Source organism: Confluentibacter sediminis, assembly GCF_003258355.1.
Taxonomy (GTDB): Bacteria; Bacteroidota; Bacteroidia; order Flavobacteriales; family Flavobacteriaceae; genus Confluentibacter; species Confluentibacter sediminis.
Window position 1 is genome coordinate 91703 of record NZ_QKPO01000008.1, and the last position, 17797, is coordinate 109499.

A 17797-nucleotide genomic window follows, 5' to 3' on the forward strand; every position below is an offset into this window, starting at 1 on the left:
AATATTTATCAGTAAAAAATATAAAATTGTTAAATGTTGTTATCCTTTCCCCAGTAATTGTTAAAACAAATCTAAAAAAAACATATTCTATTTCATACCAACAAAAACACATCTGATTTAATAAATAACAGCAGTATTAAAACTTACAAATCTATATTCCACTTAAGCGGAATATAGGCATATATCAATACCTAAAAAGGACGTTTCCTTTATGTTATTTTTATAACCAAGCTCTAACTGGAATCTCTTTTCACAAACATCAATCTATCACTTTTCTAATTGTGAAACTGATGGTATAACTCTAATTATTAGCTGCTTCAGTATATAACAAAAAATTCATAAAGATCATTAATGGCAAACATTAACAAATACCACCTATAGTTTAAATATTTAAACCTACTCTTTATAAACACTTAATAAATAAAAAAAATCGAGTGACAAAAAATTATATACAAGTAAACCTTAAAAAAAATGAATTTAAAAGAAATAGTAAAACGTCATGTTTACACAGCTTCACTTTCAGAAATACAAATAAATAAGAAGCATATTATAAATACCATTAACCCACATTCGTATTGTGAAGCAAAAAAAGATAACGTGTTTGCCGAAGCTTTATTAAATAGTGATGTGTTACTACCAGATGGTTCTGGCATTGTTTTAGCTACCAAAATATTGACAGGTAAAAAAATAAATAAAATTGCTGGAGCAGATATACACCATTTTTTATTAGAACAAGCTGATTTAAAAAAACAAAAAGTATTTTACTTAGGAGCTTCAAAAAGCACATTAAATTTAATAGAAAAACGCATAGCAAAAGAGTTTCCAAACATACAAGTTGCTAGTTATTCTCCACCTTACAAACAGGAGTTCTCACAAGAAGACACCAATACTATGCTCTCAAAAATAAATACTTTTAAACCCTCTATTGTGTTTGTGGGAATGACGGCTCCAAAACAAGAAAAATGGGTATATAACAATAAAGAATCCATAGACGCTATTACCATTACATCAATAGGTGCCGTATTTGACTTTTACGCAGGAACTGTAAAGCGCTCTGCTCCTATTTGGATAGATTTAGGATTGGAATGGTTCCCTCGACTATTAAAAGAACCAAGAAGATTATTTTACAGAAATTTTGTTTCTGCACCAAAATTTTTATTAGAATGCTTTTGGTACAAATTTTTTAACAGAAGTATTCTATAATTAAAGCATCTCATTTTATTAAGATTTAAAGAATTAAAAACAGATAATATTATTCATTCTAAATATTGTTCACTCAAAGAAAAACAAGATGACAGCAATATGAAACACTTAAAAAGTTTATAATATCCATGAGGTTTTTACCACTTCCTAACCCCTATATGAATGGATTAAAAATAGTTTTAAAAGTATTTAGTATCGTCTATTTTTTAGTGTTATTTTATTTAGTCTTTTTTTTAAAAATAAGATTTACCACCCATTATAATGGAAGCTTACAAATTATCCCATTTAAACGTTATATGTTATTACTTCAAAATAGCTCTTTAAAAGACTTTATACAAAATACTAATATGATAGAGCCTTTTGCCAATTTGCTTCTATTCTTACCTTTTACGTCTGCCTTAAAACACTTAACAGGTTTAGATTTTAAGTTTAAGGAGTGCCTATATATTGTATTGTTATCTAGTTTTAGCATTGAGAGTATACAGTATGTATGTCATATTGGTGTGGCCGATAGCAGCGACATTATTTTAAACTCCTTAGGAGGTTTAATAATACCTAGTTTACTATATTTTAAAATCTTACACTTTAAACCTAAAGTCTAAAAGAAATCTTTCGTGTATTGATATCTGTGTCTCATTAAACACATATACAGCAAAAATAAATACGGAATCGAATTGAAAAACTAATTATTATTAATAGAAATTACATGTTTAAAATCTATAATTTAAGGTACACATCCCTATAAATCACGCAATTTTATAAAGACTAGAAATGCTATAGAAATACTATTGACAACTTATAAAAGCTAAAAACACATAACAATTATACTTTACAGTTTATTAAATAAAATCCACATCTATACTCAAAAACAAACAACTATTACACCGAGTACTTTTTAAATAAAATAGTCATGCTTTTAATCTAATTTCGCATTTAAAACAAATAAAACAAAAAGCTTAAATCTTCCTTATAATGAACCGCAAAGCAATTAAGATAAAATCTTTAATATACTTATTATTACTAAGCAGTTGTGTCACACAAAAAGACCTACTCTATTTTCAAGATGCCAGTAACTATAATGACACACCAATTAATTACACTTCTAATACTATACAAGCTAATGATATTTTAAGTGTTAACATAAGTGCTTTAGTACCTGAAAGTGCTGCTGCTTATAACACTTCTTTTGGTGGAAATACAACTCAAACACCATCTATAGATATATTAAGACTTCAGGGATATTTGGTAAGCCTTGAGGGTACTATAAACTTACCTGTTTTGGGCACTATAAAAGTCGCAGGGGAAAGTCCTGTTTCTTTAGAGGCTAAGCTTGTGAATACTTTAGAAACTGGTGGACATCTAATAGCTCCTATCGTAAAGATACGTGTATTAAATGCTAAAGTTACTGTATTAGGAGAAGTTAATTCTCCTGGAACATATAATTTTACCGAACAGTTTATAACGCTCCCGCAAGCCTTAGGTTATGCAGGCGATTTAAAGATTAATGGAAAACGTAATGATATCCTTCTCATTAGAGAAGTTGATGGAATTAGGCACATTACTCACATAGACATCACTAGCACTTACTGGATGAATGACCCAAGATATATTATTAAACCCAATGATGTGATCGTAGTAAACCCAAATCAAGCAAAAGTTAAAAGTGCTGGTATTATAGGGAATGCTGGAACCGTACTAAGTATTGTTTCTGTGATTTTAAGCACTACCATTTTATTAACCCGATAGCTATAAACAAGTAATGACGAATTCTCAATTTACAGATAACGACTACAATGAAGAGCAATTAGATTTAAAAGCGGTGTTCTTTAAGTATTTGAATTTTTGGCCATGGTTTTTAGCCACCACACTGATAGCCCTTATAAGCACATTTTTATATCTGCGCTATGCCAATGTTATCTATACTAGCGAAGCCAAAGTAAAAATTCTAGATGATAAAAATTCTCAGGAAATTGATTTAAATATAACTAAACTATTTAATAAATCGAGCGTAAATCTCGAGAACGAAATAGCCTTATTTAAATCTTACAGGTTATGTGAACAAGTGGTAAAGCGCTTAAATTTACATATAACGTTCTATCAAGAAGGAAATATAAAAACAAGACAAGTGTTTTCCGTCCCTTTTAAACTCTCTCCTATTACAGACAGTTTATCTGGCTATAATTTTGAAATTGAGGTTTTAAAAAACAGTTATAAAATCACAAACACAACTAATGGTAAAACTTTTAATACCAAAAACCTTTACTATAATGAAACTAACCACGATTTCCCTATAATATTAGAGCCTGAACCTATTAAAAGTAGGTTGACAAAGTCAAGTAAAACATATATAGTCGCCATTAACAATATTGAAAAAACCACCTTAAAACTTATCAATTCAATACAAATTACTCCGGATGGAAAAAATAGTGATTTATTAAAATTAAGCATTAATGGTATTAATAGTAACCAATCTAAACTCATACTTAATACCCTTTTAAAAGTTTATGAAGAAGATGGTATAAAAGACAGACAAGAAGTATCTAAACGTACAATTAACTTTGTGGACGAGCGTTTTGAATTTTTGCTATCCGAACTAGATTCTATAGAGCGATCTAAAAAAGAGTTTAAGCAAAGAAATAATTTAAGTTATATTGAAGCTGATGCTGGAGCAACACTGAATAAACGCTCCTTAAAGGAAGAAGCTTTATTTGTAGCAGAAACACAATTATTACTAGCTAAAACATTACAGACCAATGTTACAGAGCAAAAGGATTTTAAGCTTCTACCAGCCAACATAGGTCTAGAAAACACAACAATCAACCAGCTTGTAGATAGCTATAACACCACCCTTTTAGAATATGATAAATTAAAGCTAAGTGCCGGCATCAATAACCCTAATCTAAAAAATTTAAGAAATAACATATTAGAAGTCAAAAACAATATTGCCAATTCTATAAGTGGTTACATACAACAACTAGAAACGAACTTAAAACAAGAAACCTTAGCACAAAAAAAAGCTAAAGGATCTTTTGAAACTATTCCTCAAAAAGAATTGATACTTCGTAACATAGAGAGGCAACAAAACCTAAAAGAAAGTTTATACCTCCTATTATTACAAAAACGTGAAGAAGCCGCTATTAATCTAGCAATTACTGTATCAAACCTAAAGGTTATAGATTACGCCATAACCAATCCCATAGCTATAGCTCCTAAACCCAAAATAATATATGCAGTAGCTACTTTGATAGCTCTCTTTTTACCCTTTGGAGTTCTATACCTAATGTTTATGTTTAATACGAAAATAATTATATCTAAAGATGTAGAAACCCTAAATAAAAAGACTCCCATCTTAGTGGAATTACCCACATTATCTGATGTAAGTGCTAAGACAGAGAGTAATGATAAAAACACACAACTAGACGAGGCTTTTAGAACTTTAACACATAGTACACAATTTATTTCTCCTGCAACTAATAACGGTAAAGGAAGCATTCTTTATATAACATCAGCCATAAAAGGAGAAGGGAAAACCCTCGTGGCTTATAACTTAGCTAAATCTTATGCTCAACTACAAAAAAAGGTGCTATTAGTAGGTATAGATTTTAGAAATCCACAATTACACCGTTATACACAATATACTAAAAATGAGGCGGGTTTATCAAACTATTTAGCTGACGAAAGTTTGAAATGGAAAGAACTTATTAGAAAACCTAAAAACTTAGATAGTTTTGATATTTTACTCGGAGGAATTATACCGCCCAACCCTACTCTTTTATTATCGTCCCAACGCCTTGCAACTCTTATTAATGAGTTAAGAGACTTTTATGATTATGTAATATTTGATACGGCTCCCACTTTACTGGTGTCAGATACATTAACTATTTTAAAATATTCAGATACTCTTTTATATGTAGTGCGTTCTAACTTTACTGAAAAAAATCTTATACACTATTCATCAAAATTATTTGAAGATAAAAATATTAATAATGTAGGATATGTAATAAATGATATTAATTATAACAAATCTTATGGTTACGGTTATGGTTATGGTTATGGTTATGGTTATAACTATGGGTACGGATACGGTTATGGCTACAACTCACAAAACAGAAAGAGAACATGGTTTAATTTTTTTAATAAATAACTCTGCTCTTCTCTCTTTAAGGGATTATTTCAAATATTAACTATTTGAGGTAATTATTTGATGTGAAATAAATTGTTTGGATATCACTAAAGCAGATGTTCCCTACGTTCATTTTTTGAAAAACATAAAACAACAAATGTCGATTATATATTGCTTGCAGATGAAGATTACTTGTGGCAAAGCATTCAATTGTGTTTCTTCCAAATTGGAAACATCAAATGGGAAACGCCAAAAACACCCAATCAAAAAGATTATAAACTACAACTTTATTATATTATTTAGGAAATCAAGAAAAAGATTGAAACATTATTTTCCACAATATGTGAGCAATTCAGGATTAGAAAAACAATAATGCCAAAACTTTTGAAGGTTTTAAAACAAGTATTTTAGCAAAAACTACAGCATTGACATTGATTCAGTATATCAATAAATCCATCTTTAATAGACCAATCAAAAATATTAAAAATCAAACAATTTAATTACACCCACCTGGTTAGTGTCATTCAAAACAATGTGTTTTTATTAAAAAATCAGAATTAAATTATATTAAAAAAACGGATGTTCTTATAATCATTTAACATCTCTAATCCTTTAATTTAAATAATAAATGGGAGATATAAAGCCCCTGTTTATAAAAAGCATATACAAAATTAATCCCATGAATTTCATATATCCTCCCCTCTCTATACCAATAAAACATTTTCATAAAATCTTAAAAAAATGATTATGCTGAATACTCTTTATAAAGCATAAATAATAGTTCGATTAGTCAATTTACTATTATACTATAGAGCGAATACTAACCTAATAAATATTTGTGTTAATAAACATAAAGTTGTATATATTACAAATAGCAGCATGAAAACCCCCAACATAATTATATTCCTTATTTTAATTTTAACATTCAGAAATCACAAACAATCTTCAACCTTCAAAAACACTTACATACCAAAGTTGGAGACTTTCTTACTCTCTCCAAACATCTCTCATCATAGTAAAGAGCTTATAAAAGCTTCTAAAGATGGAATTAAAGTAGGTTCTATTTATAAACACAAAATTTTAGTTGATAAAACTTCATTTTTAAAAACACCTGATGCTGCTGATTTAAATTCTACATTAACCATTAATAATAAAAATAAAGCCGTAATAAAAAAGGGGCAAACTCTAACAAATAAACTATTAGATGACAGCAAAAAGGATATACAAATCTTCTTATTCAGACAACGCATTGGTATTATTTTAATAGTATCTACCATTATCGGATCTATATTAATAATAAAAAGTTTAACCAAAAAAATTAACTCTTTAGAACAAGCTTTAGGTACTGTTGAAAAAAACATTAATGAAAAATACACTAGACAATTGTATCATTATGATTTGAACAAATTTGAAAACGGTAAAAAATTAATAGAACTTGATTTAAGAAATATAAAACTTAAAGAAGAATTACTTAAAAAAAATACAGATCAAAACATTACCTCCGAACATAGCATCAAGCTATTAGAGCCTCACTGGCAAATATTTATTGATAAATTCAATAACTTAAACCCTCTATTTGTTTCATTATTAAAATCGAGATATCCATCATTAACCAGTTCTGACATAGAACTCTGTTCACTTATTAAACTTAACCTTGAAAATAGAGAAATTGCATTAATATTAAATATTGAATACAGAAGTGTTATCATCAAAAAACAACGCTTAAAAAAGAAATTAAAACTAACTAAAAATGACTCTTTAGAAAATTTTGTTAATACATTAAAATAACAAGCCGTAATGAAGGTTAACCATCCTGCCTTTATTAAATTACTTACCTTTTAAAAAGGATATAACACCAATAAAACTTATTAAAATATAATCGCTATAAAGAATAGCAGAACGAAATAAAAGACAATAAATAGTGTTAACTTATTTTGAATGATTTTGTTCCTTTTTGATTTTAAATTTCTTGAATTAATTATATCGTAGCGTGTATAATACACATATTTTTTGAAGGATTTAATTTTACTACTATATGATGAGTAAAATAAATAATATTTTACTACTAGAAATAATAAAATCAACAATAAAAGCATACTTATTAAAACTAATTTAAAATTTATCATATTTTTTTTCATTTATTTTTAAAATCTTATAATTTTTTCAAAACTAAGTCCATAATTAAAAGAAATAAAACTTTAATGGTATACAAATGGTATACAAACGGTATACGATAGCGTCTATTTTGTAGTTTATTTAAATAAAATATTTTTAACTACCTAATAGCTTGCAAAAAATGATTAAAAGGATCTTCGTCAAATTTTAGGTTATGCAATTTAGATAACACACATTTTTTATTAAGAGATCAAAATCGGCTCTTAAATACTTTTTTATTCTATATACAATACCTTCTACCTCTCCATTGCTTCAAATGGAAATAAGATAGGACAGGACAAAACAAAAAACCTTGCAAATCATAGGATTTGCAAGGTTTATAACTTTTTATAAATTTACTTAGTAACCTCTTAAAACCATGTCCATCATATCTATTCAATCCATCCCAAGTGCCAATCTATAACAAATTTTCAGAATCTTGAAAAATAGTGTTTACAGAACTGTTGGAAAGACCATTTGTATTATCTAATTGCTCAGTGGAATATTTAGACTCAAAAGAATTGGACTTATCAATAGGATTGTCTTTAACATAAGACTGCTCTTTTTGGTTTTTGATAAAATATTTAAAGCAGATTGTTCAGGCTTTATACTACAACCAATAAATGATAAAAAATAATTGCTATTAGTAATTGACTAGACTTCAAAACTAAATTCGATTGATTAAAAATTAAAGAAAAAACAACAATTCAGACAATTGTCATACTCTAAAACAAGAATACGAATTTAAAAAAATATTGTTTGATTTTTATTGATTATTTAAAAATACAGAGCAAAAACCGTAGTGCATTTATAAAAAGTTATGTATACTGCAAAATAATAGTAACCACTAAACAATATAAATGCACTACGGGTTAAGTTTTAGAAAAAGAAATAACCAACAGATAGTTGAAATACGCCGTTTTTATTCTTACTAGAAGAATTATCTAATTTATTAATATCAGTTAATCCCAGATTATATCTTGCACCAAAATTAAGTCCATTGTTAAGTTTATAGCCTAAGCCAAAATTAACACCAAAATCAAAAGTATTAAACGAATCTTTTACATCTGTCTTATTATTTTTAGCAGAAAGTAAAAAACCTATTTGAGGTCCAGCTTCAACACTCAATCCTTTTGTTAAATAATATTTTCCCATTAAAGGAATGTTTAGATAACTTAATGCAGTTAAGGGAATCGTATTCTCATTGGAACCAAATCCCTGACCAGAATACATTAATTCAGGTTGAAAAGAAAATTTTTTGGAAATGATAATTTCTGACAAAACACCAAAATTAAATGATGTTACGATATCAGTACCTTCGACATTATCTCCGCTGACAGATGCAAAGTTTAAACCTCCTTTAGCACCAAATTTAATTTTTTGGGCATTAACATTTGTAAATCCTAAAACTGTAACAACAGCTAGTAATAAAATTTTTTTCATAAAAAGTGATTTTAATTATTTAAATACAAAATTCAAATAAGAAAAATCAGTAAAGGTTTCAAAAACTTAAAAATGTATAAAATGGCACTTATTTGCTGGTATTTTTATATTCATTTGGTGTCTGACCAGTAACTTTTTTAAAAGCTTTATAATAAGCCGTACTTAATTTTATTTAAATACAGCTTGTATTGTTTTATTGAATTACTTTTATTATTTAATATGCTTCGAAGTTGCAAACTTCGAAGAGCTGGCGAAGCTTTCTATTTTTGTCTTATTATTGCTTCGAAGTCATAGAATGCACAGCTGGTTATATACTGTTTAATTTCACAAAAACGTCTTCCTCTGTTTCAAAATATAACTTTACATCATAGTCTTCTTTTAACAATTCGTAATCTTGGACATGGTCGATAAAAGTCTTGTAACCCCAAGGATAAAAGCTAGCTTTGTTTATCATAAATAAGCTCACATCTGTTACAACTAAATAATCACTATCTAAAGATTCTATACCAACAAAAGATTCATTTAATCCACTAGAATACAATAATTTTCCATCTACTAAGGAAAAAATCACTATCATCCACCACATATTAACTACTACAACACCATCCTTTTCAAAAGGAATTGCTGAGGAATAACCTTCAAAAAGGTACTTCTTATCATTAATAGATAGCAAGTGATAATCGTCTTGTTTACTATTATTTAAAAAAAGAAAATCATAATTGTAATCTATTTCTTTTTTTGTCTCTTCAAAACTATATTCCATAACTTTTACTTGTCTGTTTTCTTTAACGCCTCATTTCCTGCTTCTACAGCCTGAATTACTAGCTCTTTTATTTTTGGACCTAATTCTTTTTTATTTACTTCAGGAATGGAAAAAGAAGTCAAACGGGGAATTTCTTCTCCTTTATCTATTATAAAGTTAACGTTTACCTTTGTTCCGTCTGCTAATGTTACTTGTTTTTTAAATATTTCACCAAACTCATTAGTTATTCTTTTGCCAACTTCAGTTCCTTCATCAAAAGCTTTAACTGCTAATCGTGCCATATCTTCAGTAGTTTCAAGCCCATTTTCTTTAACCCTTTTACTTCTTATAAGTGATTTAGCCATATTCTCAATTTCTCTCATACTCATCTTTGACAAATCTTTTAGTACAGTACTTCCTTCTCCAAGAGCGTAATTTAGCTTTCCAATCGGTATAACAAACTTTTGGACAGCTCTAGAATTAGTTATTCCTTTTATTACAAGTTTAACCCCATTAGCTAAATCATCACCCACTGCTGGCCCCGGATACGGTTCATCTAACAATATATTCCATGTAATAGCAGTAGTTTCATTAGCTATTTCGGTTGCTGTAGCTAGATTCAACATAACCCAAGTAAAAAAGGCTACACCTCCTTCGTATAATGCTGCAATACCTGTTGAAGCTAATATACCTATTACTGCACCATCACTTGCTCCACTTTGATGAATTCGCATTTCATTATTTACAAACTCTCTCTTTTGAGCACCTTCTAATCCTCTTATATCAGCTACAGCCTCTGTCCCTTGTCTAATTGCTCCAAGTGGGTATGGCTGGTACTCAAGTCCTTCAAGTTCAACCCCATCAATAACCCTGTTTTCGCTAAATGCATATGGAGAGTTATAAGCATATCTTCTAGATAACGGGTCAACCGTAAAAAACCTCCCCACCCTAGGGTCATGCATCCTAAAAGTATAGTTCAAGCTATTCCCTTCCCCTTTAATCTCGTCATCTTTCTCCTGTCCCTGAAAACCGTAACGGTATTCAGGCGTGTTGTCATGCCTATTGGGCAGCAGCATACCGAAGGGGTAATAATCATTATATGTAAGAACGTCCGCAGTAAAGTTAGTAAAATTAAGTGGGTCTGCCACAATTTTTCGATCACTTACCACACTTAATACGTTGCCTAAATGGTTACTCAGCTCGTAACGTTTATCGCCCACCAGTCTGGCATAGGTATTTGGTGCTTCTGGCGTGGCACTAAATGGTTCTATTTTAGCTAATAACTTGCCTCCAGGTTTGATGTGTAACCCTGGTTTCAACAAAATGATGTTACCTGCCTTTAACACAAGATCTCCTGTTTTTTCTACCGTATAAATAGCAGGGTTACCGGCAACCACAATATCCTGTTGGGCCTGAACCAGTTTTGTAGTGTTCAGCGTCCCATTTAACAAGGTCTCATTAAACGAGCCTTGCAAGTTTTTATCTTCTATACCCAAACGCGCACTGCCATAGATGTGGTGTTCTTTAAGGGTCACCGTTTTATTGGCAGTAACATTACTAATATTAGATTCATTGGTTTCGTAAACCGCCAATACATTGCCCTGGGCATCGCGTGCATACAGCGTAGTAATATCATCGGGTAATACGGTTTTGGCGATACGGTTGCCTAAACCATCATAAGTGAATTTAATTACTTGTGCCCCGCCATTTTTTGTAATGCTGGCTACTTTGCCGTCTACACGCCATTCTATCAGGTCGATACCTTCAGCGGCATCGGATATTAATTGCCCTATATCGTCATACACATAATTATCCAAGGCTTGTCCGCTATCGATATCCGTGCTAAAATTACCATCTAAAGCGGAGCTTACTTCTTGTACAGAACGTAGTCTGTTATTCAGTTTTTTACCTTCGGAATCTACATGGTACTTATAGTCAAAATCATCCATGGGGATAACTGTCCCCGAACTGTTTACGGCACTTCTTTTTAGACTATCTAAATTTCCATTTCTATCATAACTATAAGAACTTTTATAGTTTTCATTACCAGATGCATCATAGCCTTGCATGGCTTTGATACGGTTAAGCTGATCGTAAGCATAATTGTTTATTTGTGTACCCAGTGCTAATGCGTTAAGACCAGCTATATCGGTCGCCATTTGTTTGATATTACCGTTATACAGGTTTTTTATATTGGCAGGTGCATTGTTGTTGGTATTCACAAAAGCGTTTATAGTACCGATAGAGGCGTAATCGTTCTCCTCTGTGGTATTGTTGGTATTATAGCCAACCATCTCAACCCCAAAAAGTGGAAAAAAGGGTAATTGATACTCATTGGCATAGGTTTAACACTTGGGCAAACGTGCTAGCATTATTGGAGTGAATGTTAAAGACATGAAAATCAATATTGAAGACACCTAAAGTCAAGACATTATGAGAACAAGAATGGAGACAAAACACTTTATGATTATTTCATTATCAAATTAATTTAAATAATGGTTTAACAACAAAAAAACGCACAAATCCTATAATTATCAATGCTTTATAAATTTTTATAAATTTACTTAGTCATCGGGCAGTGATTTATTCTCCCTTGAATTTCAAATCTTGGTAACATTGAAATAATTGAGTGTGCGTTTGGTCTAAATATAAATTTATTTGTCTGGCTTCACTGGAAGTTCCTTTTGCACTTTTCTTTGTAGCATCCCAAATGGATATATCAATTTTTCGCTTAAGGCTTAAGTTCACTCGTTTACCATCAACAGTAATTCTGGCATAAAGTAATGCCTGTCCACCTCTCATATTTTTTTTGTCCGTCCAAAAAAGTATGGAAAAAGTGTTTGTGTTCCTCATAGTTGTCGTCTTTAAATTATAAAAAAATTATCAGAAAGAAAGTCAAATCAACTATACTAATTCAATAAACAAAATTTTCAAAAGTGTCCGTTCGAACTGACACTTTGAAGTTTAACTGTCGAATAGCTACCATTTAAATTCAAAACAAATCAAATTAAATGATGGTCTAAAAACCAAGAAACCGTGCAAATCATAGGATTTGTACGGTTTTCTAACTTTTTACAAGTTTACTTAGTGACCTCGACTGGATTCAAACCTTACGATTTTATCCCAATATTTAAAGGGACTATGCTAAATTCTATGTTTTATGTTGACGAATTGTGAATTCTATATAATACTCAATGTTTCTTTTTAATATATCGCCTAGTACAAATATATATAAAAAAGCAATCTTAAAAGATTCGATTTTTTTGTGTTAAGTAGTAAATTTAAATGTCTAATTAAGCTTATTTGGATAGATTAGACATGGTGAATACCCTTAGTTTTTTTTAGCCCTAACTTATGTCCAGAAATAGCATAGTACAAAATGATAATGTAACAAGGCAATAAAATCCAATAGCCTTTAGTGGCAGCTTGAGCAGTTGCTAAAACCTCACTCATACCTTGAGCTATTAAATCTGCTTTATTTCCGTCTACCAATCTTCCGTACAATGGTGGGATTATTGCACCTCCAGAAATAGCCATAATTAACAAGGCTGAAGCCGTTTTGGTATATTTCCCTAGACCTTTTAATGTTAAAGGCCATACAGCTGGCCAAACCAATGCATTTGCAACCCCTAAGGCCGCTACAAATAAAACAGATGTAAATCCAGTTGTAAACACAATACAAAAAGACAAGACAATACCAGTTATAGCACTTGCCTTTAAAGCCGTAGTCTGACTAATAACCTTTGGAATTAAAATAGCACCCAAAGCGTAGGTTGCTACCATAGCCATTAAGGTATATGTTGTGAAAAATCTAGCATCTGCCGCAGGAATTCCTAAAGAAATCCCATAAGCTATAATGGTATCTCCTGCAATAACTTCAACACCAACATACATAAATAATGTTAAAACACCCAACCACAAGTGTGGAAATTGAAAAATACTGGTTTTTGCGATAGCTCCATCCTTGGCTTCTTCAATAGGTTCAGCTTCTACATGTGGTAAAGGCGCCTTTAATATTAATAAGCCCAATACAACCAACACAACAGTCATAACAATATAAGGTGTTACAACACTATCTGCCATAGTATCTAGTAATTGCACCTTCTCAGACGTAGTAACAGTGCTTAATTTCTCTTTAATTTCGTCTATACCCGATAATAGAAGCGTTCCAAAAATCAATGAGCCTAAAGCGCCCGCTACTTTATTGGCTATACCCATAATAGCAATACGTTTTGCAGCACTTTCAATAGGACCTAATATGGTAATATATGGGTTTGAAGCAGTTTGTAATAAGGTCATTCCCGCTCCTTGAATAAAGATTCCAGATAGAAACATCCAATAGGTTCTGGCTTCTGCTGCTGGAATAAATACCAGCGCACCCAATGCCATGATAAACAAGCCTAAAGACATACCTTTTCTATAACCTATTTTTGATAAGATATAGGATGCGGGCAAGGCCATAACGACAAAAGAAATATAAGAAGCCGAGGCTACTAAAAATGATTGAGCAGAGGTTAATTCGCTTATGGTTTTCATAAATGGGATTAACGCTCCATTAATCCATGTGACAAATCCAAAAATGAAAAATAGTCCTGCTATAATCATTATAGGAACTAAGGTGTTATTTTTTTTTTGGACTGATGCTTGGCTATTATTCGACATATTTATTATATTATTATTAATTTATTTTTTACTTGTTTATTTTAATAATCTGTAACTTATCATTATTATTAGCTACTACCATAAATTCATTATTTCCACTTTTTAATGTTCTTATTTTTTTAGCATCATTATTAATAAAAAGTCCGCTTTCACTAACACTTTTTGGTGAAAAACCACCTTTTCCATCTCCTTCCATTAAAAGCCCTGTTCCAGCATCATTCCTAGGAGTTTCAATTTCAAAACAAAATAAATTACCTATTGTAAGTACATCTAAATTTCCATCGTCATTAAAGTCCTTTATCAAAATATCATTAATGTTAGAAACCTGGGCTTGTACAGGTAATGGTGTTAGTTTAAAATGACCATTGCCCAAATTTTCTACATATAAGGATGCAAAAGTATTTGTCACAAAATGTAATGCCTTTTCTAAATTGTCTTCACCATATACTTCATCTATTTTCAATGAAGCAAATACATCATATTTTTTAAATTCTTTTTTAAGATTAGGTATTTGTTGTGAAGAACATGAAAAACCTCTTAATGGATAGTGATTATCTTTATTGTAATAACCTAAAACTAAATCATTACTTCCATTTTTATCAAAATCAGAATAATAAATATCAAATGGTTTTTCTTCAGATGTTTTATACTTATTGTTCAAACCTAAATTTCCAACAATAAAATCTATATCCCCATCATTATCAAAGTCTCCTTTATTAATGCTAAACCACCAACCAGATGTGTTTTTAAAATCTTCCAAAATGGTCTTTGAGAGTTTTCCTTCTGTATTTTTAAAAACAGTTATTGGCATCCATTCTCCTACAACTATCAAATCTGTGTCGCCATCATTATCATAATCGACCCAAATAGCATCAGTAACCATTCCAATATTTTCTAGTTCAGGAGCTAACTCTTCTGTTTTATTGACTAATCTTCCGTTTTCATTTTTAAAAAACATACTAGACGCTGGCATTGGGTATTTGTGTGGTGTATGCCTACCTCCAACAAAAAGATCCATGTCTCCATCGTTATCATAATCAATTGCTTTAACAACCGATCCACTTATGGCATCTGCGTAATTAAATTCTACTTTATTAAAATTTCCAGAACCATCATTTATATATAAACGATCTAAGTAATGTGGATCATTTTCTTCATATTGATTTCCTCCACTAACAACATATAAGTCTTGATATCCATCACCGTTAATATCAACAAACAAAGCATCAACATCTTCATAATCTTTTTCTTTTTCCCAAAGTGCTTCAGAACTCTTTGAGAAATTCCCATCTTTATCTTGAATGTATAAAACAGCATTATAACCAAATGCTCCTCCAATAAAAACATCTTCTAAACCATCATTATTAACATCTGAAACTGCTAGTGCAGGACCAATTTCAGACAACTTATGCGGTAATAATACCTGAAAATTATAATCGTCAAAATTATTTTCTTTATGGTTGAATTTAATGGTTGAAAGCTCTGCATAATCAGTAAAAATAGGCTGATTTTCCTCTTTTATTAAACTTTCCTTTGCATCTATTGCTTTGTCGTTAGATAATTTTATGGTCTGATTTATTGACGGATTATAAAGCTTAGATTGTTTTAAATTAGGCCAAACAACAACTAAACTATCTACAGTTTTATTACTACCTAGACCAAAATGTATATATGGTTCGCTTGTAGAAAACATGCCTCTTGCACTTGTAGTTTCTACAAATTGGCTTTTTCCAGATCCGTAATAAATAGTCGCCTTGGCACCGAAAACAGAGGTTTTTTTATTATCTGTTAATATTACCCTTAAGAAATTATTTTTTGAATTATTTTTAAGAACATGGGCTATTTCATCAACATTGTTTACTACAATATCTAAGTCACCATCATTATCTAAGTCACCATAAGCAGCTCCACTTGAAAACGTTTTTTTATCAATACCCCAATCATCAGATACATCTTGTAACTGATAACCATTAATGTTTTTGAATAGCTTATTTTGTAATTTAGTGGATGGGTACATATTTGCCATTTCCTTATAATCAACAACATCCCATATTTTTGAATACTCAATATTACCATTGAGTTTTAAATACTCTTGTAATTTTTTACTTATATATAACTTAATTTTATAGTCGGCATCGGTATTTCTTATATCTCTTAATAGACCATTTGTTACAAAAATATCCTTTAGACCGTCATTATCGAAATCTGCCATTAATGGTGTCCAACTCCAATCGGTACTTGAAACCCCCGCTAATTGTGCGATTTCACTAAAAGTTCCATTGCCATTATTTATTTGCAATGCATTATACATGTATTGATAGTTCCAACCCTTGTCAACAACCTTCCAAAATTTATCAGGATTCATTCCACTCATATTAGACTTTAGCCTAAAATTGTCATTTGCCACCATATCTACTGTATAAAGATCCAACAGTAAATCATTATTCAAATCGGCAGCATCAATCCCCATACTATAATAAGAGGTATGCTTATATGCGGTATTAGATGTGTTCTTAAAAGTTTTATTACCTTGATTTATATATATGACATCTGGAGCATCAAAATCATTAGCCACGGCTATATCTGGATATCCATCCTTGTTAAAATCGCCAACAGTAACAGCATTTGCGTATGATGGACTTATTACGCTAGCAGATTCTGACACGTCATAAAATATTCCGTCTTTATTTTCATACAAACGCGGTGCATATTGAGCAGATGTTAAATCTCCTTTATCCAATAAGGACTTGTATTTTGAATACATCCCTGGATTGGGAGGTTGGCGTAGTAAAAAAACATCTAGATCGCCATCTAAATCATAATCTAAAAAGACTGCTCCACGTGTTCTTGTAGTATCTCCAAGACCAACCTTTTGAGCTACTTCAGTAAATTTATTATTTCCTTTGTTTATATATAATCTATTTCTTCTCCATTCTGGTTTATCATCATATAGTTCTTTAGTAACGTAAATATCTAATAATCCATCGTTATTGATATCTATCATTGAAACTGATGAAGACCATCCTGTATCTAAGTCTGCTATTCCGCTTTTTTTGGTAATATCCTCAAATACAAAATTTCCTTTGTTTATATATAGCTTATCCTTTTCTTGATTACCACAAAAATAAATATCGAGAAGTCCATCATTATTAACATCACCAAGGCCTACACCAGCGCCTTGATAAAAATTATCATACATAAAAATATTCTCATCTTCTGTGGCCTTTAATTTGTTTTCGAAATTTATTTTAGACTCACTAGGAGATACATATTCAAAAAGGGGGACATTTTGTCCTATAGATTTAGTTATGACTAAAAAAGATATTATTATAAATTTTTTCATATCCATAATTATTAAACTTTTTATACTGGCCAGTTTTTACTTTACAAAAACAATTTTATTATATCACAATTTTTTGAAGACATAAGAACATTAAAAAAAACCTCTTGTCTATATTAACAGGAAAAGG

At 30.5% G+C, this 17797-nt stretch carries 11 protein-coding genes and 1 pseudogene; 6 read left to right on the forward strand and 6 right to left on the reverse strand.

Annotated elements, in window-relative coordinates:
- Nucleotides 1-471: 471 nt before the first annotated feature.
- From DKT72_RS08520 to DKT72_RS08540, 6 genes and pseudogenes are all read left to right on the forward strand, one after another.
- Entirely contained in the window at nucleotides 472-1203 is a 732-nt protein-coding gene (locus DKT72_RS08520) for a WecB/TagA/CpsF family glycosyltransferase (protein WP_111308316.1), read from the forward strand.
- 158 nt (nucleotides 1204-1361) lie between these two features.
- Nucleotides 1362-1805, forward strand: coding sequence for a VanZ family protein (locus DKT72_RS18725; protein WP_369074222.1), 444 nt, complete (start codon nucleotides 1362-1364; stop codon nucleotides 1803-1805).
- Between the two features lie 370 nt (nucleotides 1806-2175).
- The gene (locus DKT72_RS08530; RefSeq protein ID WP_111308318.1) at nucleotides 2176-2949 is read left to right on the forward strand and encodes a polysaccharide biosynthesis/export family protein; all 774 of its coding nucleotides are present in this window, start codon (nucleotides 2176-2178) and stop codon (nucleotides 2947-2949) included.
- 13 nt (nucleotides 2950-2962) lie between these two features.
- Complete coding sequence (locus DKT72_RS08535; protein WP_111308319.1) at nucleotides 2963-5347, forward strand: GumC family protein; 2385 nt, start codon at nucleotides 2963-2965, stop codon at nucleotides 5345-5347.
- A gap of 76 nt (nucleotides 5348-5423) precedes the next feature.
- Nucleotides 5424-5826 (forward strand): annotated as a pseudogene (locus DKT72_RS18530) (transposase family protein); the annotation flags it as partial.
- 379 nt (nucleotides 5827-6205) lie between these two features.
- The gene (locus tag DKT72_RS08540) at nucleotides 6206-7114 is read left to right on the forward strand and encodes a helix-turn-helix transcriptional regulator (RefSeq protein WP_111308320.1); all 909 of its coding nucleotides are present in this window, start codon (nucleotides 6206-6208) and stop codon (nucleotides 7112-7114) included.
- A gap of 1245 nt (nucleotides 7115-8359) precedes the next feature.
- On the opposite strand, the gene DKT72_RS08545 is transcribed toward DKT72_RS08540, so the two are convergent.
- From DKT72_RS08545 to DKT72_RS08570, 6 genes are all read right to left on the reverse strand, one after another.
- A complete protein-coding gene (locus DKT72_RS08545; protein ID WP_111308321.1) occupies nucleotides 8360-8923 on the reverse strand; it encodes a porin family protein in 564 nt (187 codons plus the stop codon).
- Nucleotides 8924-9230: 307 nt separating this feature from the next.
- A complete protein-coding gene (locus DKT72_RS08550) occupies nucleotides 9231-9686 on the reverse strand; it encodes a hypothetical protein (RefSeq protein ID WP_111308322.1) in 456 nt (151 codons plus the stop codon).
- 5 nt (nucleotides 9687-9691) lie between these two features.
- Entirely contained in the window at nucleotides 9692-11959 is a 2268-nt protein-coding gene (locus DKT72_RS08555) for an RHS repeat domain-containing protein (RefSeq protein ID WP_111308323.1), read from the reverse strand.
- Between the two features lie 289 nt (nucleotides 11960-12248).
- Entirely contained in the window at nucleotides 12249-12518 is a 270-nt protein-coding gene (locus tag DKT72_RS08560) for an Arm DNA-binding domain-containing protein (protein ID WP_111308324.1), read from the reverse strand.
- A gap of 459 nt (nucleotides 12519-12977) precedes the next feature.
- On the reverse strand, nucleotides 12978-14327 hold the full coding sequence (locus tag DKT72_RS08565) for a sugar MFS transporter (RefSeq protein WP_111308325.1): 1350 nt from the start codon (nucleotides 14325-14327) through the stop codon (nucleotides 12978-12980).
- Nucleotides 14328-14355: 28 nt separating this feature from the next.
- Complete coding sequence (locus DKT72_RS08570) at nucleotides 14356-17670, reverse strand: FG-GAP-like repeat-containing protein (protein ID WP_162623274.1); 3315 nt, start codon at nucleotides 17668-17670, stop codon at nucleotides 14356-14358.
- Between the last annotated feature and the right edge of the window lie 127 nt (nucleotides 17671-17797).

Excerpts from the sequence above, each read along its gene's own strand:
- DKT72_RS08520 (WP_111308316.1), top strand. The coding sequence starts at position 472 with ATGAATTTAAAAGAAATAGTAAAACGTCATGTTTACACAGCTTCACTT.
- DKT72_RS18725 (WP_369074222.1), top strand. The coding sequence starts at position 1,362 with ATGAATGGATTAAAAATAGTTTTAAAAGTATTTAGTATCGTCTATTTT.
- DKT72_RS08530 (WP_111308318.1), top strand. The coding sequence starts at position 2,176 with ATGAACCGCAAAGCAATTAAGATAAAATCTTTAATATACTTATTATTA.
- DKT72_RS08535 (WP_111308319.1), top strand. The coding sequence starts at position 2,963 with ATGACGAATTCTCAATTTACAGATAACGACTACAATGAAGAGCAATTA.
- DKT72_RS08540 (WP_111308320.1), top strand. The coding sequence starts at position 6,206 with ATGAAAACCCCCAACATAATTATATTCCTTATTTTAATTTTAACATTC.
- DKT72_RS08545 (WP_111308321.1), bottom strand. The coding sequence starts at position 8,923 with ATGAAAAAAATTTTATTACTAGCTGTTGTTACAGTTTTAGGATTTACA.
- DKT72_RS08550 (WP_111308322.1), bottom strand. The coding sequence starts at position 9,686 with ATGGAATATAGTTTTGAAGAGACAAAAAAAGAAATAGATTACAATTAT.
- DKT72_RS08555 (WP_111308323.1), bottom strand. The coding sequence starts at position 11,959 with ATGGTTGGCTATAATACCAACAATACCACAGAGGAGAACGATTACGCC.
- DKT72_RS08560 (WP_111308324.1), bottom strand. The coding sequence starts at position 12,518 with ATGAGGAACACAAACACTTTTTCCATACTTTTTTGGACGGACAAAAAA.
- DKT72_RS08565 (WP_111308325.1), bottom strand. The coding sequence starts at position 14,327 with ATGTCGAATAATAGCCAAGCATCAGTCCAAAAAAAAAATAACACCTTA.
- DKT72_RS08570 (WP_162623274.1), bottom strand. The coding sequence starts at position 17,670 with ATGAAAAAATTTATAATAATATCTTTTTTAGTCATAACTAAATCTATA.